At 66.4% G+C, this 17,638-nt stretch carries 18 protein-coding genes; 7 read left to right on the top strand and 11 right to left on the bottom strand.

Annotated elements, in window-relative coordinates; all coding sequences use genetic code 11:
* Positions 1-22 precede the first annotated feature (22 nt).
* The 5 genes from EIK80_RS16880 (at position 23) to EIK80_RS16860 (ending at position 5,690) form a co-directional block, all read left to right on the top strand.
* Complete coding sequence (locus EIK80_RS16880; protein WP_125158168.1) at positions 23-844, top strand: hypothetical protein; 822 nt, start codon at positions 23-25, stop codon at positions 842-844.
* Positions 845-1,453: 609 nt separating this feature from the next.
* Positions 1,454-1,957 (top strand): hypothetical protein, encoded by a 504-nt coding sequence (locus EIK80_RS16875; protein WP_125158167.1) that lies wholly within the window; start codon positions 1,454-1,456, stop codon positions 1,955-1,957.
* Positions 1,958-2,048: 91 nt separating this feature from the next.
* Positions 2,049-3,785: an ATP-binding protein gene (locus tag EIK80_RS16870; RefSeq protein ID WP_125158166.1), complete on the top strand. Its 1,737-nt coding sequence runs from the start codon at positions 2,049-2,051 to the stop codon at positions 3,783-3,785.
* Between the two features lie 236 nt (positions 3,786-4,021).
* Positions 4,022-5,122, top strand: a complete 1,101-nt coding sequence (locus EIK80_RS16865) for a hypothetical protein (RefSeq protein WP_125158165.1) — start codon at positions 4,022-4,024, stop codon at positions 5,120-5,122.
* A gap of 1 nt (position 5,123) precedes the next feature.
* The gene (locus tag EIK80_RS16860; protein ID WP_125158164.1) at positions 5,124-5,690 is read left to right on the top strand and encodes a hypothetical protein; all 567 of its coding nucleotides are present in this window, start codon (positions 5,124-5,126) and stop codon (positions 5,688-5,690) included.
* A gap of 46 nt (positions 5,691-5,736) precedes the next feature.
* Here the strand turns inward: EIK80_RS16860 and EIK80_RS16855 are convergent, their stop codons facing one another.
* Genes EIK80_RS16855 through EIK80_RS16845 form a run of 3 tightly spaced genes read right to left on the bottom strand, consistent with a single transcriptional unit; the run spans position 5,737 to position 9,091 of the window.
* A complete protein-coding gene (locus tag EIK80_RS16855) occupies positions 5,737-6,648 on the bottom strand; it encodes a plasmid partitioning protein RepB C-terminal domain-containing protein (RefSeq protein ID WP_125158163.1) in 912 nt (303 codons plus the stop codon).
* Between the two features lie 2 nt (positions 6,649-6,650).
* Entirely contained in the window at positions 6,651-7,532 is an 882-nt protein-coding gene (locus EIK80_RS16850) for a plasmid partitioning protein RepB C-terminal domain-containing protein (RefSeq protein WP_125158162.1), read from the bottom strand.
* Positions 7,529-9,091: a recombinase family protein gene (locus EIK80_RS16845; protein WP_199743516.1), complete on the bottom strand. Its 1,563-nt coding sequence runs from the start codon at positions 9,089-9,091 to the stop codon at positions 7,529-7,531. Before EIK80_RS16845 ends, EIK80_RS16850 begins: the two co-directional genes overlap by 4 nt.
* An 81-nt stretch (positions 9,092-9,172) precedes the next feature.
* Between EIK80_RS16845 and EIK80_RS16840 the strand changes: the two genes are divergently transcribed.
* Both EIK80_RS16840 and EIK80_RS16835 read left to right on the top strand, forming a co-directional pair.
* Entirely contained in the window at positions 9,173-9,556 is a 384-nt protein-coding gene (locus EIK80_RS16840; RefSeq protein ID WP_125158160.1) for a hypothetical protein, read from the top strand.
* Between the two features lie 101 nt (positions 9,557-9,657).
* Positions 9,658-10,065, top strand: a complete 408-nt coding sequence (locus EIK80_RS16835; RefSeq protein ID WP_125158159.1) for a helix-turn-helix domain-containing protein — start codon at positions 9,658-9,660, stop codon at positions 10,063-10,065.
* Positions 10,066-10,067: 2 nt separating this feature from the next.
* Here EIK80_RS16835 and EIK80_RS16830 read toward each other — a convergent pair whose 3' ends face one another.
* The 8 genes from EIK80_RS16830 to trbE are packed head-to-tail and all read right to left on the bottom strand — an operon-like array spanning position 10,068 to position 17,638.
* The gene (locus EIK80_RS16830) at positions 10,068-10,292 is read right to left on the bottom strand and encodes a DUF2274 domain-containing protein (RefSeq protein WP_125158158.1); all 225 of its coding nucleotides are present in this window, start codon (positions 10,290-10,292) and stop codon (positions 10,068-10,070) included.
* On the bottom strand, positions 10,289-11,422 hold the full coding sequence (locus EIK80_RS16825; RefSeq protein ID WP_125158157.1) for a TrbI/VirB10 family protein: 1,134 nt from the start codon (positions 11,420-11,422) through the stop codon (positions 10,289-10,291). The genes EIK80_RS16830 and EIK80_RS16825 overlap by 4 nt, the downstream gene beginning before the upstream one ends.
* Positions 11,419-12,216, bottom strand: coding sequence for a P-type conjugative transfer protein TrbG (trbG, locus tag EIK80_RS16820; RefSeq protein ID WP_233586741.1), 798 nt, complete (start codon positions 12,214-12,216; stop codon positions 11,419-11,421). Before trbG ends, EIK80_RS16825 begins: the two co-directional genes overlap by 4 nt.
* Positions 12,213-12,899, bottom strand: coding sequence for a conjugal transfer protein TrbF (gene trbF / locus EIK80_RS16815; protein ID WP_125158156.1), 687 nt, complete (start codon positions 12,897-12,899; stop codon positions 12,213-12,215). The genes trbG and trbF overlap by 4 nt, the downstream gene beginning before the upstream one ends.
* A complete protein-coding gene (gene trbL, locus EIK80_RS16810; RefSeq protein WP_125158155.1) occupies positions 12,899-14,218 on the bottom strand; it encodes a P-type conjugative transfer protein TrbL in 1,320 nt (439 codons plus the stop codon). Before trbL ends, trbF begins: the two co-directional genes overlap by 1 nt.
* Positions 14,215-14,466 (bottom strand): putative entry exclusion protein TrbK-alt, encoded by a 252-nt coding sequence (gene trbK-alt / locus EIK80_RS16805; protein WP_125158154.1) that lies wholly within the window; start codon positions 14,464-14,466, stop codon positions 14,215-14,217. Before trbK-alt ends, trbL begins: the two co-directional genes overlap by 4 nt.
* Positions 14,463-15,176: a P-type conjugative transfer protein TrbJ gene (gene trbJ / locus EIK80_RS16800; RefSeq protein WP_125158153.1), complete on the bottom strand. Its 714-nt coding sequence runs from the start codon at positions 15,174-15,176 to the stop codon at positions 14,463-14,465. The genes trbK-alt and trbJ overlap by 4 nt, the downstream gene beginning before the upstream one ends.
* Positions 15,176-17,638, bottom strand: a complete 2,463-nt coding sequence (trbE, locus tag EIK80_RS16795) for a conjugal transfer protein TrbE (protein WP_125158152.1) — start codon at positions 17,636-17,638, stop codon at positions 15,176-15,178. The genes trbJ and trbE overlap by 1 nt, the downstream gene beginning before the upstream one ends.

The raw sequence follows: 17,638 nt of genomic DNA, 5'->3' as shown, positions 1-17,638 counted from the left end.
ACCTGATTGCTGGACTCGTGGCTTGCTGCCACTTCGAGAGCATATCGCCGCGCTGTTCCGCGCGATCGCCTCTCTCGGCTACTATGAGCGGTTTCCGCAGTACGAGCGCTGCGACGATCCGTGGCCGGGCGTGATCTACGGCCTGCAGATGGCCGCGAGCCTCGATGACTTGTTTGCGGATCCCTCCTACGTCACCGGCGATGAGGCTGGCTTTTGGTGCGACGCTGCATGGCAGCGGGAAGAGGAGGACAGGGAACTTGCCTCGAAGTACGCAGCGGCGTTGATCACATTTAACTTCGCTTGGAATGCCTATGAGGCGGCAATCGAAATCTCGGCCGAAGGAATGTTCCCGAAGGATAAAATACCGGTGCGAGCCCGGCGACTATTTCAAGCCGAACAAGGTGAAGCTGCAAAAATCCAGGCCTTTGAAGTAAGCTTTCGCGTGGCTAGGCACATTTGCAGCCACCAATGTTCTCTAAAGAACGAGATTGATTCCATTGGCGAAAAGTATGGACTGAGTGGCGCCGGTGCTGCTGCGGAACTTGTCAGAATCTTTCGAAACTACATCGTGCACGGAAACGACCCGTTGCCAGCCCATGATGACTGGCCTTGTTTTAGGTTTTACGCCATCACTCGAGTTATGCTTCTTCTCACGCAGTATCTCGTCCTAAGAAAGGTGCCTAATCCAGAATATTCGGTCTTCATTTATGCGATGCAGGAGGATCACGGGTCGGCACCTGCCGATCTGTATATGCGAAATCTACACTATTCGCGTTCGGTCTGGCCGCTCAACGGCTATCAGGCGGAACTCGCGCTAGGTGAAGAAACTGCGAGGACTACATAATGGACCACCGCGTCATTCGCGTCAGCATTCCTACAGTGACAGAGTACGACGTCGTTTTTCAGAACGGTAAGCCAATTTTCGTCGGCGCCGTTATCCGCAGGCCGTCATCGGTAACTGGTCCTAACGCAGGGCAGTGGGTTGATACTCACAGGACGACCTGGGACGGTCGCGGCGGAGCTGAACCGATCCATCGCCATCCAAAGACGCAAGAGCCCATAGGGCTGAGCAGCAAGATCATCGATATGGCCGCAAGACTGCTGGCCCGCTCACCCGATGAAGGTCGGGATCGCAAGATCCCCAACCAGCTTGGGCGCCCGTTTACGAAAACTCGCCCCCACACTCGGTAGGATCGCGCCTCCCAACAGCCGATAGGTAGCCCGGGGCGGTTTCCGGCGAGGCCGTGAGACTATGGTTGTGCGCGGCTGATTTCGCCGTGTTGCACACTTTTCCGATCCGCGGTCCCTTTCCAATTATCGGCGCCCTCGCAGGCGGCGTCGACACGTAGCTGGGACTTGAAACCAGCTTGGCTTTAGCTACGTTTGAACTGCTGACCAGTGTGGATCTGCACCCTTATGGGGCGGGCCCGCCAAAACATGGAAAGAAGACAAGATGGCCAAGAGCCTCTCCCCGGCGCGTGTGCGCGCCATTGCCGATCTCCAAGAGATCCGCGACCAGCGTCCCGTGAACTCGCTGGAGTACGCCTCCGCCGATCACGCGATCGATCTCGTCATGAACGAGACCCGCCCCGAAAACGCCTTTCTGGTGCCCAACGCGCTGCGCGACGCCCGCAGCGTCCTGCTGCGCCAGCGCCGCCGCGAGGCCACGCGACAAGCTCCGGTCGAAGAGGTCGATACTGCTGACGGTTTCGAAGCCATCTCGCCGTCCGCGCTGATGTGCCAGTCGCCCGAGCAAGCTCTCATCTGGTCCGAAGGCTACCGCAAGCTGGCGGCTTGGGCGGCGGGCCGCTCCGTGCGCACCGCTCGCTGCCTGGAGCACTGGCGCTACGGTAACACCGCCGCCGAGGGCGCTGGCCTGCTCAACATTTCCCGCCGCACCGTGATGACGGAACGCAAGACGATCCGTCTGGCCGCCCGTAACGCTGGCGCCAACTAGAACCAAGGCAGGCGGGCTCCGGCCCGCCCGTCATCCCCGAGCGCGTCGATCAACCCGATGGGTGACGGCGCTAAAGTGAAGGAAAAGAACCTTGACGACCCCGAACAAGACCGCCCCGCCGCCCGCCCGCGTGGCGATGATCCAGACCGGACAAGCGCTGATGTCGCTCCGCGATTCCGGCTACGATCTTTCGGCCGCCATCGCTGAAGTCGTGGACAACTCGATCGAGGCCAACGCCAACAACATCTCGATCGATCTGATCGAAGGCGACGGCAAGAAGCACATCACTTCGATCGTGTTTGTCGACGACGGCGCGGGCATGGACCCGAGCGTCCTGCAACACTACCTCGTTCTCGGTTACTCGACGCGCTGGATGCGCACCGACACGATCGGCAAATACGGCGTCGGCGCGAAGTTGGCGGCCCTGAACTTCGCGACCAAGATCGATGTTTGGAGCCGCCAGGCCGCTGACGCGCCGTGGCTGCACGTGGGCTTTGACTTGGTGAAGTCGAAGGCTGCGGAAGAAGCCGGAGAAGAAAATCCCTTTGGCATTGATCCGCCCGCGCCTCGTGACCTTCCGCCGGAAGCTACGATGCACGCTCCTAAAGGCGCCGGCACTGTTGTGCTTTGGAGCGCGATCGACCGCCTGCAACATGGCCGCTTCGCCTCTGATGCAAACCAACTGACGATCGAGGTGCAAAAAGAAGTCTCGCGCATCTTCCGTGAGTTCATCGACGGCGGGATCAGGATCAGCGTCAACGGCACGGCGTTGGCGGCCCACGACCCGCTTTACAAGATGAAGGGCACTTGGGCGGATGTGCTTCTGACGAAGGCGGATCCCGAGAAGCTTCGCGGGGGCGGTACGAAACACTATGCCCCTCAGGTAATTGCGGACCGCGAACCCATCCCTCTCAAGGGCGGGAAGGCCTACCTTACCGTGGTCCTATATCCCGAAGAAGTCACTCGTCGTCGCGGTCTGGGTGGCGATGAGTTGGCCAAGCGACTGCGCTTGCCCGAGAACGAAGGCGCCATCAGCTTCATGCGGTCTCGTAGGGAGATTGCTTATACGAACGTGCCCCGGATATTTCCTCGGGGTGTCAGCGAGCCCGACCGCTTTATCGGGATCGAAGTCGCGTTTTCACCGGACCTGGATGACTACTTCGGCGTGCGGAACGTAAAGAGAGGCGTCGAACCGCATGGCGAGCTTCGCGATAAAATCCGCGCCAAGCTGACCACCTACATCCCGACGGCGCGCAAGCTTCTGGAAAACCGGTGGGGAAAGGCGGCCCAGAAGGAACAAGTTCACGCTGGCGAGCATGCCGCGATTACCGAAGCGGTGAAGGAGGTCGGCCACGTTCTTCCCAAGGGAACGCCACAGCCCGCCGACGATAAGAAGCGGCGCGACGCCTATGAGCAGCTCGCGAAGGACACGGGGCACGCGGAAAACCAGAAGGAGAAAGATGAGTACATCGGCCGGATCAAGGACCTGCCCTTCGTCCTTGAGTCAGTCGACTATCCCGGGAAAATGTTCATCGACATCCAGATCATCGACCGCCAAGTCATCATCAGGGTGAATACGCGCCACCGCTTCTACCAGGAGCTTTGGAAGCCTCTCCAAGAGCTGTCCAAGATGGATCCGGGAGCCGTATCCGGCGATGACGCAGTTAAGGCTGCACGCCGCTCGGTCGAGGGGCTGTCCCTGATGCTGATCGCCTATGGCAAAGCCGTAGCGATGGAGGAGAATGGCCCTGAGATCCACGAAGATCTCACGGCCTACTGGGGCCAGTTCATCGATACTCTGATGGGCAAGGTGAAGGGCGTCATCTGACGACGCGCACTGGGCCTTCGGCAATTGCCGAAGGCCCAGACTGCCCAAGCTGCGCCGCGGCTTATTGCCGGCCGCGACCCACCGCCAGTCGCGTGCTTGTCGAGTTGCGTGCTCGTCGACGATTTCGTGCGCGCCTTTTGCAGCTACCAGCGCCCGGTGCATGCTAAAATTGGACAGCCCCACAATCTCAAGGCAAAGTTGCTAAAGGCTAAGTCGGTCCGGGGGGGAGTCGCATTTTGAAATCTTACGTTGTCGATCTAAACGCACCGATAATTGCACGCAGCAAGAAGATTTGGATCGTCCACCCTGGCAAAGACAGAGAATATTTCGATATATTCGAGCGGGAAGGCCTTATCTTCCTCGACTTTCCAGACCTTGATCTATCAAAACCGGCAAAGATAACAGACGACATAGTTCGTCAGCGAATTCGCTATTCAATGGCCGTCAGAGCCAGCCGAGGCTTTATCTATGACAGCGGGCTCCCTATCCTTCTAAAAGATTTTAATGGCGTCCCAGGCACGGATGTCAGTGTGCATCTACGAACCGTCAAACATCTTTTTCAGAGAATGGGTGAAGGCGACTTGATCATTGTGCCCGGCCGGGGCGCTCAAGGCCGTGTTCTGTTCGGCGAGGTGGCCGGAAGCTTTCTTCCGCAGAGAACGATCCGTCCGAGCACAATAGATTATGCGGACGTTCCGGTGAGGCAGGTCAACTGGATCTCGACAGATCACTATAAACTCGACCTTCCTCCATACCTCGTGAAATACTTTGAAAAGCCGCCAGCCATTTCCGCAGTTCCCCGGAACGGAATTACGGACAAGTTTTTCGATTTCGCCTACGAATCCTACATCAGCGAAAAGGAATCCTATGTTTCCATCGCCGCTCCGACTTACGACGGCCGGGATTTCCTTAGCATAACGCCGCCAGCTCAACTGATCGCGCTGGCAGTCAGCATATACAAGGCACAGGAAAGCGGGCAGAGCATCGCTGGACTGTCCTATGACAGCATCATCAGCACCTATTACGACGATGATATATTTGCCGACGCGCAAATGCGGTTCACGTCACCCGGTCGATATAACTTCAAGGATCGCGATCGACGCCTGGCTCAGTTTGTCAACGCATTCGTTGCCCTCGCGATAGCCGGAGCGCTCACGGGGTGCAACTCCTCCGTGACCAACAGCAAAGCGCCGAACTCGCCAGAGACCTCGGAGATCGATCGCATGATCGCCAGCGCCAAACGCGATGCCGGCACGGCCGTGCTCAACAAGGCGCAGGACCAGGCGAAGCTTTCCAAGGCAAAAATTGGACTGTCACCACCGGCGAAGGTTGGATGAGATGGCAATCACGTGGACCTCGGCAAAATCAAAACTCGCCGCTCTCGCCATCGGCCTTCTGAAGTTCTTGTGGCAGGACAAAATCCCACTGATCATCGTCGCGGTCGCTACATCCTTGGGAACATTCTGGATAGCACCTGTCATAAATCAGACGTTTGAACGCCAGAAGATGCAAGCTACCTACGTCTTGGAAAACCTTCGCGAACTCAATAGGCTTATATCAGATATCTATGTCGACGTATCCGCCATCAGCTATACTGTTGCAGCAGGAAAGATCGCACCTGACGACAAGGTTATACATGCGCGCGAAAATTTGGTCCGCCTCAACTGGAAACTGATTGAGACGGCGTCGATGTTGTCACGAGAAGAGGACCGTCGTGTGCTGCGCGAGTTTCAAGAGAGCGTCTCTGCAGTGGTGAGCGCGCTGAATGGCAGTCTAGACATCAGGGGCTGCAACGAACTTTTGAGCCGCGTGGAGGTGATGTCCAAGAAAGGCTCGGTTGTGATCGCCACGATCGGCAAGCGTGCGGACTTGGGTGTAAGTCTGTCGCAACCGGTTAGCCACTAGCGCGAGCGCTGCATCCCGGCCAGGAGCTCGCGCGAACTCTCTGTTTTCACTCCCCCGCCCCCTCCACGCTCGCCGCCACCGACCGATCCAGCGAAGCCGCCGAAATAATCGCCCGAAACTCGTCGAGGATCTCGGGATGCCGACCGCGCAGGTAGCGCTCGATCTCCTCGTTGCCGACCAGACGGGCCAGATAGCCCGAGGCGATGACTAGATGCAGGACGTCGTCGCCGTAGGACGCCTCCAGCGCTTTGAAGTCCTGGGTCAGGGATGCCATTTCGCGCTCCATGCGCGCCATCTGTTCGGAGGTCATGCCGCCGACCTTCTTGGGCTTGTCGGCATGAACGAGATCGGCCTGGCGCGTGGCGGCCAGCAGGGCCTTGGCATAGGCGGAGGTGAAGTTGCCGGCCGAGATCATCAGCTCGGCCACCTCGATCTGGCGCATGGCCTTCATCTTGCGCAGAACCTCGAAGGTGACCGGATTGACCGACCGGTCCTTCAGAAGCTCAACCACCTCCGGCGCGACCCCGTCCAGCAGGTTGCGTCGCCGCTTGATCGAGCGCACGTCAACATCCAGCGCCCGCGCCAGCTTCTCCTCGGACACGCCGCGCTCCAGCGCCCGCACGATCATGTAGTGCTCCTGGATGGTGGCCAGGCGATTGACCCGCTTGTTGTAGGTGAAAGCCTCGTCGTCCGAGGCCAGCAGGCAGCGTGTCTCCCGCTCGCCGAGGTCGCGCAGGATGGCGTGGCGTACATGGCCGTCCAGCAGCATGTAGGGCCCGCCGCCCGGCGAGCGCACGACCACCAGCGGCTCGATGATCCCGACCTCGGCGACCGACTGGGCGATGCGCTTGTACTTGACCGAAGCGCGCACCGCGTCCGGCAGCTTTCGCATCGGCAGGATCTCGTCCAGCGGGACGACGACCAGCCCGCGCTCGAAGGCGACCTTGACCTCCTTCACGCTCACGCTCCGGCCACGCCCAGCCGCTCGGCCAACGGCCGCGGCAGGGTGTGCATGGCCTCGGCCCGCAAAAGGGTGACGAAATGCTCGTCGGCCAGCAGCCGCCGCAGGCCATTGACGACGAAGAGCAGCCGGCTCTGGGCCAGGGCCGCCTTCTTGACGAGCAGCTTCTGGCGATCGGTCTCCTTGCGGTAGGCCCGGACCAGGGAGTCGGCCGTCACCCGCACCCGGGCCCCGCCGCCCCGCGAGCCGCTGTGTCCCGCCTTGCCGCTGATCTTGCGCTGCTCGATGATCCGCCGGATGGCGAGCAGTTGATTGCCCGGCAGGGCCTTGTTCTCGTAGGCCTCGGCCAGGGCGCCCTGGACGTCGGCGTCGCCGGCCTTGGCGATCTCCATGGCGATGGTGTGGGGAATGACGCCCCGCTCGACGGCGTTGATCAGCCGCTCCTCGCCGTTCTCCAGGAGGAAGCAGATGCACCAGATGTATTCGACGCTGAAGTCGGTCTTGCGGGCGATCTCGGCGGTCGAGTAGCCGCGCTCCTTCAGCGCGCCGATCTCCCGGACCAGCTCCAGGGGCGAATGCTGACGCCGGGCCAGGTTCTCGACCAGGCTCATCACGAAGCAGTCCTCCTCGGTAACCTCGGCGACGATCGCCGGGATCTCCGCCTGGCCCAGCGCCACGAACGCCTCCAGCCGTCCCTGCCCGCAGATCAGGTCGTAGCCTGACCCGTCGGTCCGCCGGCTGACGGTGATCGGCTTCTTCAGCCCGAGATTGGCGATGCTGGTGACCAGCTCCTGGAACACCCGCTTGTTGCGCGAGCGGGGGTTGAGGATGGTGATCGCGGCGATCGGGATCGACCGGATGTCGGAGGCCCGCTCGCTCATGCCGCGCTCTTCAGGCTGGCGCGCCGGGTCAGCTGGAAGAATGGATCCAGGGTGTCGAAGCGATAGGCGTCGAGGAAGACGCCGTTCTCCTCGCTCAGCCGCAGCCTGGCCGCCACGCCCAGGTCGATCCACGGCAGGAGGTAGTAGTCCTGCACCTGGGCATTGGCCGCATCCATCCGGGCGACGATGGTGATGTCGGGCCGAAGGCTGGTGTCGAGACGGATCTTCCAGCGACATCCGCCCGCCGTGGTCCGCGCGCAGCGGACGATGGCCAGCGAGGCGGAGAACTCTTCGTTGATGGTCAAGAGGTCGGTGACCGGATCGACCCGCACGCCGGCCCCGAGCGCCTCGATGCTGGCGATGGTCTGCTCGACGACTTGCGGATGCAGCAGTCGCAGCGCCCGGTTGGTCTCCAGATAACGGTAGTCGCGGCTGGAGGCGTAGCCGACCATCTGATAGGCGCGCACCAGACTGCCGAAGCGGTGGCGGTAGGTGGAGCTCGACGGCATGTCCTCCCGCTCGTCGATGATCAGGCCCGAAAGACAACCCTTCTGGGCCAGAAGATCGGTCAGGCGCTCCAGGAGCTCGGCGTCGGTAAAGCGGCGACTGCGCTCTTCGATGATGCGCCGGGCCGCCAGGAAGAAGTCGGGATCGACGATCGCTTCGAAGGCCCCCTCGGCGCGGACCCATTGTTCGGGCTCGTTGACCACCCGACGCTTCTTCAGCTTGAAGGAGACGCGGTTGTAGACGTTGTTGCCGACATATTTCTCGTTGGTCAGCACCTGGTGGACCGTGCCGCGCGTCCAGGCGCGCCCCAGGTCGGTCAGCACGCCCTCGCCGTTCAGCAGCAGGGCGATCTCGCGCTCGGAGCGCCTGTGCAGCACGAACATCCGGTAGATGCGCTGGACGACCTCGACCTCCTCGGACGGTCCGGGGACCAGCACCACGCGGTCGGTCTGCAGGCTCTTGTGCTCGCCCCGGTCCAGCAACGCCTTGGGCCGCCGCTGCTCGTCGACCAGCTGGCGGCGCAATCCAAAGCCCGCCGGGCCGCCCTGCCGGAAGCCCAGGTTGATCAGGCGGCATTGGCCGGTGAAGACCTTGACCGACAGCTCGCGGCTGTACTCGCCGGCCATGGCCCGCTTCATGCTCTTGATGATGGTGGCGCTGAGGCTGCCGTCGTTTTCGAACTGCTCGGCGCAGTAGTGGATGGTGATGCCGGCCTCGCGGCAGAGGAACTCGTAATAGGCCCCCTCGTCGGCGTCCTGGAAACGCCCCCAGCGGCTGACGTCGTAGACGAGAATGGCGGTGAAGTCGGCGCGCCCGGCCTGGACGTCGGCGATCAGCCGCTGAAGGGCCTCGCGGCCGTCGAGCCGCAGCCCGCTCTTGCCCTCGTCGGCATAGGTGCGGACGATCTCGAAGCCGCGTCCCTGCGCATAGCGCGCGATGATCTCGGCCTGGTTCTCGGTCGAGTACTTCTGATGCTCGGTGCTCATGCGCACGTACTGGGCGGCGCGTACGCGAAGGCCTCCCGACAAATCCCCGCCCAACTCAGTTTTCATGTCCCAACACCGCCCACGTCACGCGTCACCTGATCGGAGCGCCTTGGCTCCGGTCGAAATCCTAGGTTGGTCGCAGTGGGTATGTCGCGTTCGCAGAAGGACCGAAAAGTTCGGTCAGATTCAGGAAAAACTTTTCCGTCCGCCGCCGTCCCGCCCCACGGTTTCGACTTCATAGAGGCCATCGCCCAGGCCCTGCGCCGCGAGTACGGCGGCAGCCCGGCGGCGGTGAAGGTCGTGGTGCGGCTGACCCGCGCCAACCCCCGCGCCGTGCGCAACTGGTTCGCCGCCAACAACGGGCCCAGCGGCGAGAACCTGGTGGCCCTGCTGCGTCATTCCGACGAAGTCCTGGAGACGGTGCTGTTCCTGGCCGGTCGCCATGACCTGATCACAGCCCGCAAGCTGGCCGGGGCCCGCGAGAAGCTGAAGGCGATGCTGGAGATGATCGACGACCTGCAGGGCGGCTGAGCCGGGTCGCCCGTCCCGGGGCGCGCCGAAAAAGTCGCGCCCCGGCTACCGACCCCTGCCCCACCGTTCGTCATGACGGCGTATCCAACGGAGCTTGATCCTTGTCCAATTCAACGCCTCATCCCGTCGACGTCCATGTCGGCGCGCGCATCCGCCTGCGTCGCAAGATGGCCGGCGCCAGCCAGAACCAGCTTGGACAGGCTCTTGGCCTGACTTTCCAGCAGCTGCAGAAATACGAGCGCGGCGCCAACCGGATCAGCGCCTCGCGCCTGCACGACCTCTCGGTTCACCTGGAAACACCCGTCGCCTGGTTCTTCGAGGGGTTGGTCCAGCCCGGCGTGGACGAAGAGAGCGCCCGACGCCTGATCGCGCTGGAGACGCTGCTCTCCACGCCCGACGGGTCGGACCTGATCGCCGTCCTCCCGAGACTCCCCGCGCGCCAGCGACGCCAGGTCCTTGCCCTGGTCCACAGTCTCGTGGCGGTGGAGGGCCTGCCCCTGACCGTCTGACGTCAGGGACCGCGATGCTTGCGTCCCCGGGTGAAGCCCCGGTCGGTATCCATGAACCGGGCCAGCATGGGGGCGATCAGCTTGACCGGCTCGGCGACCTTGCCGCCCGTCTCGGCGGCGAGCGCCTTGCCGTAGTCGACGAGGTCGCGGTGCAGCGACGCCGGCAGGTCCAGGGTGATCTTGACGGGCGTGTCGTCCTCGATGGGACCCAGCTTCAACTTGCTCATGGGCGGCGTCCTTCCACGTAAGGTTCCAGCACGAGATCCCGGGTCAGCAACACGCGCAGCGGCGCGCCGGGCCGGATGGTCAGGGTTGGCGCGCGCGCCAGACTGGAGCCGACCATCTGGCGGCCGACATCGCCGGCCGCCTCCGACGTTCCCCGGCGCACGGCGCGGGCGAGATCGGACTCGTCCGAGGCGCCCGCCTCGGCGCCGACGGCCAGCAGGGTGCTGAGCGCCGCCGCCATGAGAACTTCGCGGCCGTGACGGTCGACGCCGTCCTGCAGGCCGGTCATGCCGCGCACATCCGCCGCGGGCAGCTTGTCCAGGACGATCGAACGGCCCGACGGCAGGATCAGGCGCGTCCAGACCACGCCCAGGCGGCTCTGGCCCGCCGCCAGACCGCTGTCGTACTCACCGACCAGGCGCGATCCGGCCGGGATCAACAGCACCCCGCCGCCCAGGCTGTCGAACACGTTTTGGGTGACCTGGGCGATGGCCGGCCCCTTGATGTCCGACCGCAAGCCGGTGACCAGGGCCGCCGGAATGATCGCCCCTGCCTGCAGCAGATAGGGCGAGGCCGGGGCCTGCAGCCGCTCGGCGCTGACCATGCGCGGATCGGGGCCGGTCGGCGTCTCCGCCGCCATCGTCGCCGCAGCGGCGCCCGCCGGCCCGGCTCTTGGTCCGCTCGCCGCGAACAGGCCGCTCGACGCGGCGGCCTGACGGACGGTGCGCTCGGCCCCCGGGGCCGGATCGACGCGCCGCGCCAAGGCCGGCGATGGCGGAGACGCGACGATCGGCTCCGGCGCCGGACGGCCCTGGTTGGCCAGGATCGGCCGGCCCAGATCGCCCGGCAGCGGCGGCCCCAGCACCGGCGCGCCGGCCGCGCCGCCGTAGCCTCGCGGCGCATTGACCACGGGTTCGGGCGGCGGGGCGGCGGGCGCGTAGGCCGGCTCTGGCGGCGGCTTGTGACGCTCGATCAGCGACCAGCCCAAGGCCCCGGCCACACCCAGGCCCAGCACCGCGCCGCTGACCATCAGCGCCCGGCGCGAAAGCCGGGTTATCGGCGGCGGACTGGCCCGCAGGCGCAGGGTGCGGGCGATGGCCTTTTCTTCCTCGTCGACAGGCGTCCCGCTCATCGGCCCGCCTCCCGCACAATGCGCACGCGGCGCGCCCAGCGGCCCTGCCCCAGCCGCAGCTCGGCCCGGTCGAGGATGCGATCGACCACGAGGCGTCGGCCGACGAGGCGATAGTTGAGCAGCTCGGCGCTTTTGCCGTCAGGCCCCGTGAGGAACAGCGGCGGCAGATCGACCAGCCGCACGGCGGGCGCGAACTCGACATAGGTCCGCTGGCCGTCGTCGAACACGCGAGAGGGCCGCCAGGCGACCCTTGCCCCCCTGATCCGATAAGCCAGGTTCAGGCGCGTCAGGTCCGGATCAGCCCCAGCGACCGGGGGCGCAACCGGGACTGGGGGCGCGGCGACCAGGACGACCGGCGGCGCGGCATAGCGCCAGCGCACCTGCGGATCGCCGCCACGCGCCACCGCGCGCAGGTCCAGATGGTAGGTCCGCAGGGAGGTGTTGATGATCAGGTTGGTGGCCAGGCCCAGGGCCGAGGGCTTGACCAGCACATGCACCCGCTCCTCGCTTCCCGTCCCGCTGACCGTGTCGCCGATGATCCATCGCGCGGTGTCGCCGGCCGCCAGCCCCGACCCGACCAGCCGCTCGCCCGGCTGCAGGACCACGTCTGTGATCCGCCCCGGGCTCGCCAGCACCGCATAGACCCGGCCGTCCTCATAGGCATAGGTTCGCGGCGCGACCTCTGCCTGCAAGGGCGTCGGCGGGCGGCCTGGCGCCGCGCTCCAGGCCTTCGCGCCGAACCCGGCCGCCACGATCAGGGCGACCGCCGACACCCGTCCCACCGGCGCGCTCACGACGTGAACTCCTTGGACCAGGCCATTGAATGAATGAAGATTCCCAACGGGTTCTTGCGCAAGCCGTCGACCGTCCGGGGCGGTCGCAGGACCAGGGTGAGGATGCCGCTCCAGTGGTCGGTGGCGGCGAGCTGGCCGTTCTCGTAACGGCGCTCGATCCAGGCGAGCCGGAAGCTGTCGGGAGACGCGCGGACCACGCTGGTGACCTCGACGGTGACCTGGATCTTGCCGACTTGGCCGAACGGATCAGCGGCGCGCGCGTGATCGGACAAGGCCACGGCCCCGGCGTCGTCGACGAAGTCATAGGCCCGCCGCCAGGCCTGGCCCAGCACCACAGGGTCGGCCGGCAGGGCCCGCACGCCCTCGAGCCAGCGCGCCAGGCTCCAGGCGACCATGGGGTCGGTCGGCCGCCAGCCCTGGACGGCGGGCGCGGTCGCCCTCGCCTCGCCCAACTTGTCGACCTCCACGACCCACGGCGTGACCCCGCCATGGGCGGCCTGCCAGATCAGGCCCATCGACTGGCCGGCGTTGACGGCAAGCAGGCCAAGCGCGATCAGGCGCCAACCGGCGGCCTGGGCGCGCCAGGTCCCCAGGCGCAGGTCCCAGGCCTGGCCGGCGCGCTGGTATGGGGTTTCGGGAACGGGCGTCGCGCCCAGGCGCGGCGAGCCCTTGAACGGGTTCATCAACGATCCTCCAAGAGAGATGGGGTGGCACCCGAGCCGTGGGCGTCGCCGCTGGCGAGGGTGTGCGCGACCAGGCCGGCCCCGTGCGCGATGGCCTGGCGATGCTGCAGGTCGCGGGCCCAGGCGGGCGGGCCACCGCCCTGCCCGTCGTCGCTCTCCAATCCGGCGGGTGATCCCGCCCGGGATCCGGCCCAGTCGGCGCCGCGTGGCGCGTTGGCCGAGCCGCCCGAGGAACCACCCGACGATCCGCCCGAGTCGCCCCCAGAGGCCTTCGGCGAAGCCGCGCCGCCAGGTGATCCGCCGCCGGAGCTAGGACCCGGCCCCGAGCCTTGCGGCCCGGCCGGGGGCGGCAACCGATCACCACCGCCCGAGGGGCCAGGCCGGCCACCGCCCGCCGCGGCCGCACCGGCCGCAAGGCTGGTCCCGCCGCTCACCGCCAGCTGGGCGGCCGCGGCGCCGGCCATGGCCATGCCGCCGACCATCAGGCCTGTGCCGACCGCCGCACCGGCGCCCAGCTGCGGTGCGCCCGACACCAGGCCCGCGGCGACGCCCGGTCCGAAGATCGACAGGCCGAGCAGGGTCAGGGACGCCAGGCCCAGGGCCAGGACGGTCTCGAGGTTGGGCTGGCCAGGCCCGATGGCGCTGGTGAATTCGGAAAACAGCGACGAGCCGATGCCGGTGATCACCGCCAGCACCAGGACCTTGACCCCCGCGGCGATGACATTGCCCAGCACGCGCTCGGCCAGGAAGGCGGTGCGCCCGAACAGGCCGAACGGCACGAGCACGAAGCCGGCCAGGGTCGTCAGCTTGAATTCTATAAGACAGACAAAGATTTGGACGGAAATGATAAAGAAGGCGACGACGACCAGCAGCCAGCCGATCAGCAGCACCACGACCTGGACTATGTTCTCGAAGAAGGCTGGAAAGCCGCTGAGCTCGGCGGCCGCCTCGAGCATCGGCTTGGCCGCTGAGACGCCCGCCGCCGCGACGCGTCCCGGCCGCAAGAAGTCCTCCGCCGAGAGGCCGCCGCCCGCCGCCTTCAGGCCCTGCCCTGAGAAGCTGGCCAGGATGATCGAGGCCAGGGCGTGGAAGTTGCCGATGATGAAGGCGAAGAACCCGACATAGAGGGTCTTCTTGATCAGCCGGGCCAGGACGTCCTCGCCGGGCGCCCAGGCCCAGAACAGCGCCGCAAGAGTGACGTCGATCGCCACCAGGGTGGTCGAAAGAAAGGCGACCTCGCCGCCCAGAAGGCCAAAGCCGGAGTCGATGTAGCGACTGAAGACATCGAAGAAGCGGTCGATAACGCCGGTGTCGTTCATGGCCGGCTCTCCGGCGCATGGCCGAAGAATCGCGCGCGGGCGCCGTCCCAGCTCCGGCGACAGGCCGGGTCGCCCAGCGCCGCCTGCCCGGCGGCGCGGCATCGCGCCAGGTCGGGATCGGCCGATGACGCCGCCGCCGGGGCCGGTGTGGCTTTCGGTGCGTCCCGACCCGCCAGGATCGCGGCACCGAAGAGCATGATCAGCGCGGTCCCCCAGACGAGGACCTGAAGGGAACGGGAGTGGGTCATGGCTGAGGCGAAGCCTCCGTCGCGCGCCCCATGAACCTCGCGAACCGGGCCTTGGCGTCGGCGCGGGCCGCCGCCCGGTCGGCCGCCTCCAGCGCCTGCGCCCGACCTTGCGCGGCGACCAGGGCGGTTAGGGCGGTCAGCTGCTGGGCCTGGAGCGCCAGGAGCTGGTTGCCCGCCTGGGCAGCCGCCAAGGCGCCGCTGGCGCCCTGGCTCGCCGTCACCAGCGCCTGCATCTCGCCGCGCCCCACCTCGAGCCCGCCCATGACCCCGGCCTGGACCTTCAGGGCGTCCTCGAACCCGGCCACCGAGGTGGCCCAGCGCTGATCGGCCCGCGCGGTGAGATCCTGGTCGCTAGCGGTGAGCGGAACCGCCCCGTAGCGGCCCTGGAAGGCGTCCTGGATCTGGTCGACGTCATAGGCCAGGCCCCGCGCCTGGCCGATCAGGGCCTGGGTCTCGGCGATCTGGGCCTGCAGCGTCGCCAGCGACGAGTACGGCAGGCTGGCCAGGTTCCTGGCCTGGCCGATCAGCATCTGCGCTTCGTTCTGCAGCGAGGCGATCTGGTTGTTGACGCTCTGCAGGGCGCGCGCGGCCTGCAGGACGTTCTGGGCGTAGTTGCTGGGATCGTAGACGGCGACCTGGGCCAGGGCCGGCGGCGCGGCCGCCAGGCCAAGCATCAGGGCCGCCGCCAGGCGGCGTCGGGTCAGAGACATCACTGGAGCTCCGGGAAGAAGGGGGTGTCGGCGCCGGGCTGGCCCGGCAGCAGGTCGGCGGCCCAGGACAGGCCGCGATGGACCAGCCAGGCGCGGCCAAAACCCTCCGGGCCGTGCTCGGCCAAAATCCTGGCGATGGCGGCCTGGTCGGGTTTGGAGGCGGCCGCGCAGAACGCCAGGGCCACGGGTCCGAGATCGAGATCGAAGAGCCGGTCGCCGGCGGCCGTGCGCAGGTAGTAGTCGCGCTTGGGCGTGGCCCGGGCGAGGATCTCGATCTGGCGATCGTTGAACCCGAACCGCCGATAGGTCGCCGCCCCCTGCGGGTCCATGGCCCAGGCGTTGGGCAGGAAGATCCGCGTCAGGCAAAGCTCGGCGATCGAGGCGGCGATGGCGCTCTTCTCGACCTGGGCCAGCGACAGGGTCGACAGCACCACCGAGCCGTTCTTCTTGCGCACCGTGCCCAGCCAGGTCTCCAGCTGCGCGCCGAAGGCCGGATCATCGAGGGCCAGCCACGCCTCGTCGACCAGGATCAGGGCCGGGCGGCCGTCGAGGCGGCGCGAGACACGGTGGAAGAGATAGGCCAGGACGGCCGGGGCGGCGGCCGTGCCCAGCAGCCCCTCGGTCTCGAAGGCCTGGACATCGTCGGTCCCCACGCTCTCGTGGTCGCCGTCGAGCAGGCCGCCCCAAGGCCCGCCCAGACCATAAGGCGCCAGGGCGTCCTTCAGCTCGCGCGAGGCCAGGAGCGCGATCAGACCGCTGAGGGTGCGCTCCCCGGCCGGGGCGGAGGCCAGACTGGCCAGGGCCGACCAGACGTGGTCGCGCACGGCCGGGGTGATCAAGACCCCCTCGCGGGCCAGAATGGCGACCAGCCAGTCGACCGCCCAGGTGCGCTCGGCCACCTGGTCAATCGCCGCCAGCGGCTGCAGGGCCACAACACTCCCGCTGGAGCCGCCCTGGCCGGCCAGCACGCCGCCCAGGTCATGGAAGGCGCCGCCCATGCCGAGGGCCGCGGCCCGGATCGAACCGCCGAAGTCGAAGGCGAAGATTTGCGATCCGGCATAACGTCGGAACGACAGGGCGATCAGGGCCAGCAGCACGCTCTTGCCGGCCCCGGTCGGCCCGACCACCAGGGTGTGGCCGACATCGCCGACATGCAGCGACAGGCGAAACGGCGTCGAACCCTCGGTCCGGGCCATCAGCAGCGGCGGCCCGCTCAGATGGGCATTGCGGCGCGGCCCCGCCCACACCGCCGACAAGGGCGCGATATGGGCGAGGTTCAGGGTCGAAAGCGGCGGCTGGCGGATATTGGCGTAGACCTGACCCGGGATCGATCCGAGCCAGGCTTCCACGGCGTTGACCCGCTCGCGGATCACCGTGAAGTCGCGCCCCTGGATGACCTTCTCGGCCAGGGCCAGCTTGGCGTCGGCAATGGCCGGGTCGCGGTCCCAGACCACCAGGCTTGCGGTGACATAGGCGTAGGAGACCGTGTCTCCGCCGAGATCCTGCAGGGCCATATCCGCCTCGGCCGCTTTGTTGGCCGCGTCGCTGTCGAGCAGCGCCGACGGCTCCTGGGTCAGGGCCTCTCTCAGGAGGGCGGCGACCGACTTGCGCTTGGCGAACCACTGGCGGCGGATCTTGCCCAGCAGGGCCGCGGCGGCCGGCTTGTCCAGGCAGATGGCCCGGGTGGTCCAGCGGTAGGCGAAGGCCAGGCGATTGAGCTCGTCGAGCACGCCCGGCACGGTCTGGGTCGGAAACCCGACGATCGTCAGAACCCGCAGATACGCCTCGCCCAGGCGCGGCTCCAGGCCGCCGTCCAGGGGCTCGGTGGCCAGCAGCACGTCCAGCTGCATGGGCGTTTCGGGCACGCGCACCGACTGGCGCGCCGTCGAGATCGCCCCGTGCAGGAAACTCAAGGTCGCCGCGTCATCCAGCCAAGCGGCCAGCGGCATCAGGCCCTCAAGCAAGGCCAGGAGCCGGTTGGAACGATCGACGAAGGCGTCCAGCTCGGCGCGCCAGTCGATCTGGCCCGAGCCCCGCCCTTCGACAAACAGCCCCTCCAGCCGCCCGGCGCGCTCGGCCGGCGGCAGATAGACCAAGGTCAGGAAGTAGCGGCTCTCGAAGTGCTCGCCGGCCTGGCGAAACCGCGCCTTGCGTTCCTCGTCGACCAGACCCGAGACCGGATCGGCGAACACGCTGTCCGGATAGGCCATGGCCGGATCGCGACGGGCCTCGACGAACAGGGCCCAGCCCGATCCTAGGCGCCGCAGCGCCCCGTTCAGCCGCGCGGCGACGGCGGCGACTTCCGCCTCGCTGGCCGAGGCCAGGTCCGGCCCGCGAAACTCGGCGGTGCGCTGGAAGGCCCCGTCCTTGTTGAGCACCACGCCGGGCGCGACCAGGGCCGCCCAGGGCAGATAGTCGGCCAGCACCTTGCCCCGACGTGGATAGTCGCGAAGGTCCAGCAC

Source organism: Caulobacter sp. 602-1 (genome assembly GCF_003931565.1).
In the GTDB taxonomy this organism is placed as follows: domain Bacteria; phylum Pseudomonadota; class Alphaproteobacteria; order Caulobacterales; family Caulobacteraceae; genus Caulobacter.
Note: the sequence above shows the minus strand (reverse complement) of the source record. Positions and strands in the feature narration are given on the sequence as shown.

Bases quoted from the DNA above. Each gene is read 5' to 3' on its own strand.
- EIK80_RS16875 (WP_125158167.1), top strand. From the start codon at position 1,454: ATGGCCAAGAGCCTCTCCCCGGCGCGTGTGCGCGCCATTGCCGATCTC.
- EIK80_RS16860 (WP_125158164.1), top strand. From the start codon at position 5,124: ATGGCAATCACGTGGACCTCGGCAAAATCAAAACTCGCCGCTCTCGCC.
- EIK80_RS16850 (WP_125158162.1), bottom strand. From the start codon at position 7,532: ATGAGCGAGCGGGCCTCCGACATCCGGTCGATCCCGATCGCCGCGATC.
- EIK80_RS16845 (WP_199743516.1), bottom strand. From the start codon at position 9,091: ATGAAAACTGAGTTGGGCGGGGATTTGTCGGGAGGCCTTCGCGTACGC.
- EIK80_RS16840 (WP_125158160.1), top strand. From the start codon at position 9,173: ATGTCGCGTTCGCAGAAGGACCGAAAAGTTCGGTCAGATTCAGGAAAA.
- EIK80_RS16830 (WP_125158158.1), bottom strand. From the start codon at position 10,292: ATGAGCAAGTTGAAGCTGGGTCCCATCGAGGACGACACGCCCGTCAAG.
- EIK80_RS16825 (WP_125158157.1), bottom strand. From the start codon at position 11,422: ATGAGCGGGACGCCTGTCGACGAGGAAGAAAAGGCCATCGCCCGCACC.
- trbF (WP_125158156.1), bottom strand. From the start codon at position 12,899: ATGAACCCGTTCAAGGGCTCGCCGCGCCTGGGCGCGACGCCCGTTCCC.
- trbL (WP_125158155.1), bottom strand. From the start codon at position 14,218: ATGAACGACACCGGCGTTATCGACCGCTTCTTCGATGTCTTCAGTCGC.
- trbK-alt (WP_125158154.1), bottom strand. From the start codon at position 14,466: ATGACCCACTCCCGTTCCCTTCAGGTCCTCGTCTGGGGGACCGCGCTG.
- trbJ (WP_125158153.1), bottom strand. From the start codon at position 15,176: ATGTCTCTGACCCGACGCCGCCTGGCGGCGGCCCTGATGCTTGGCCTG.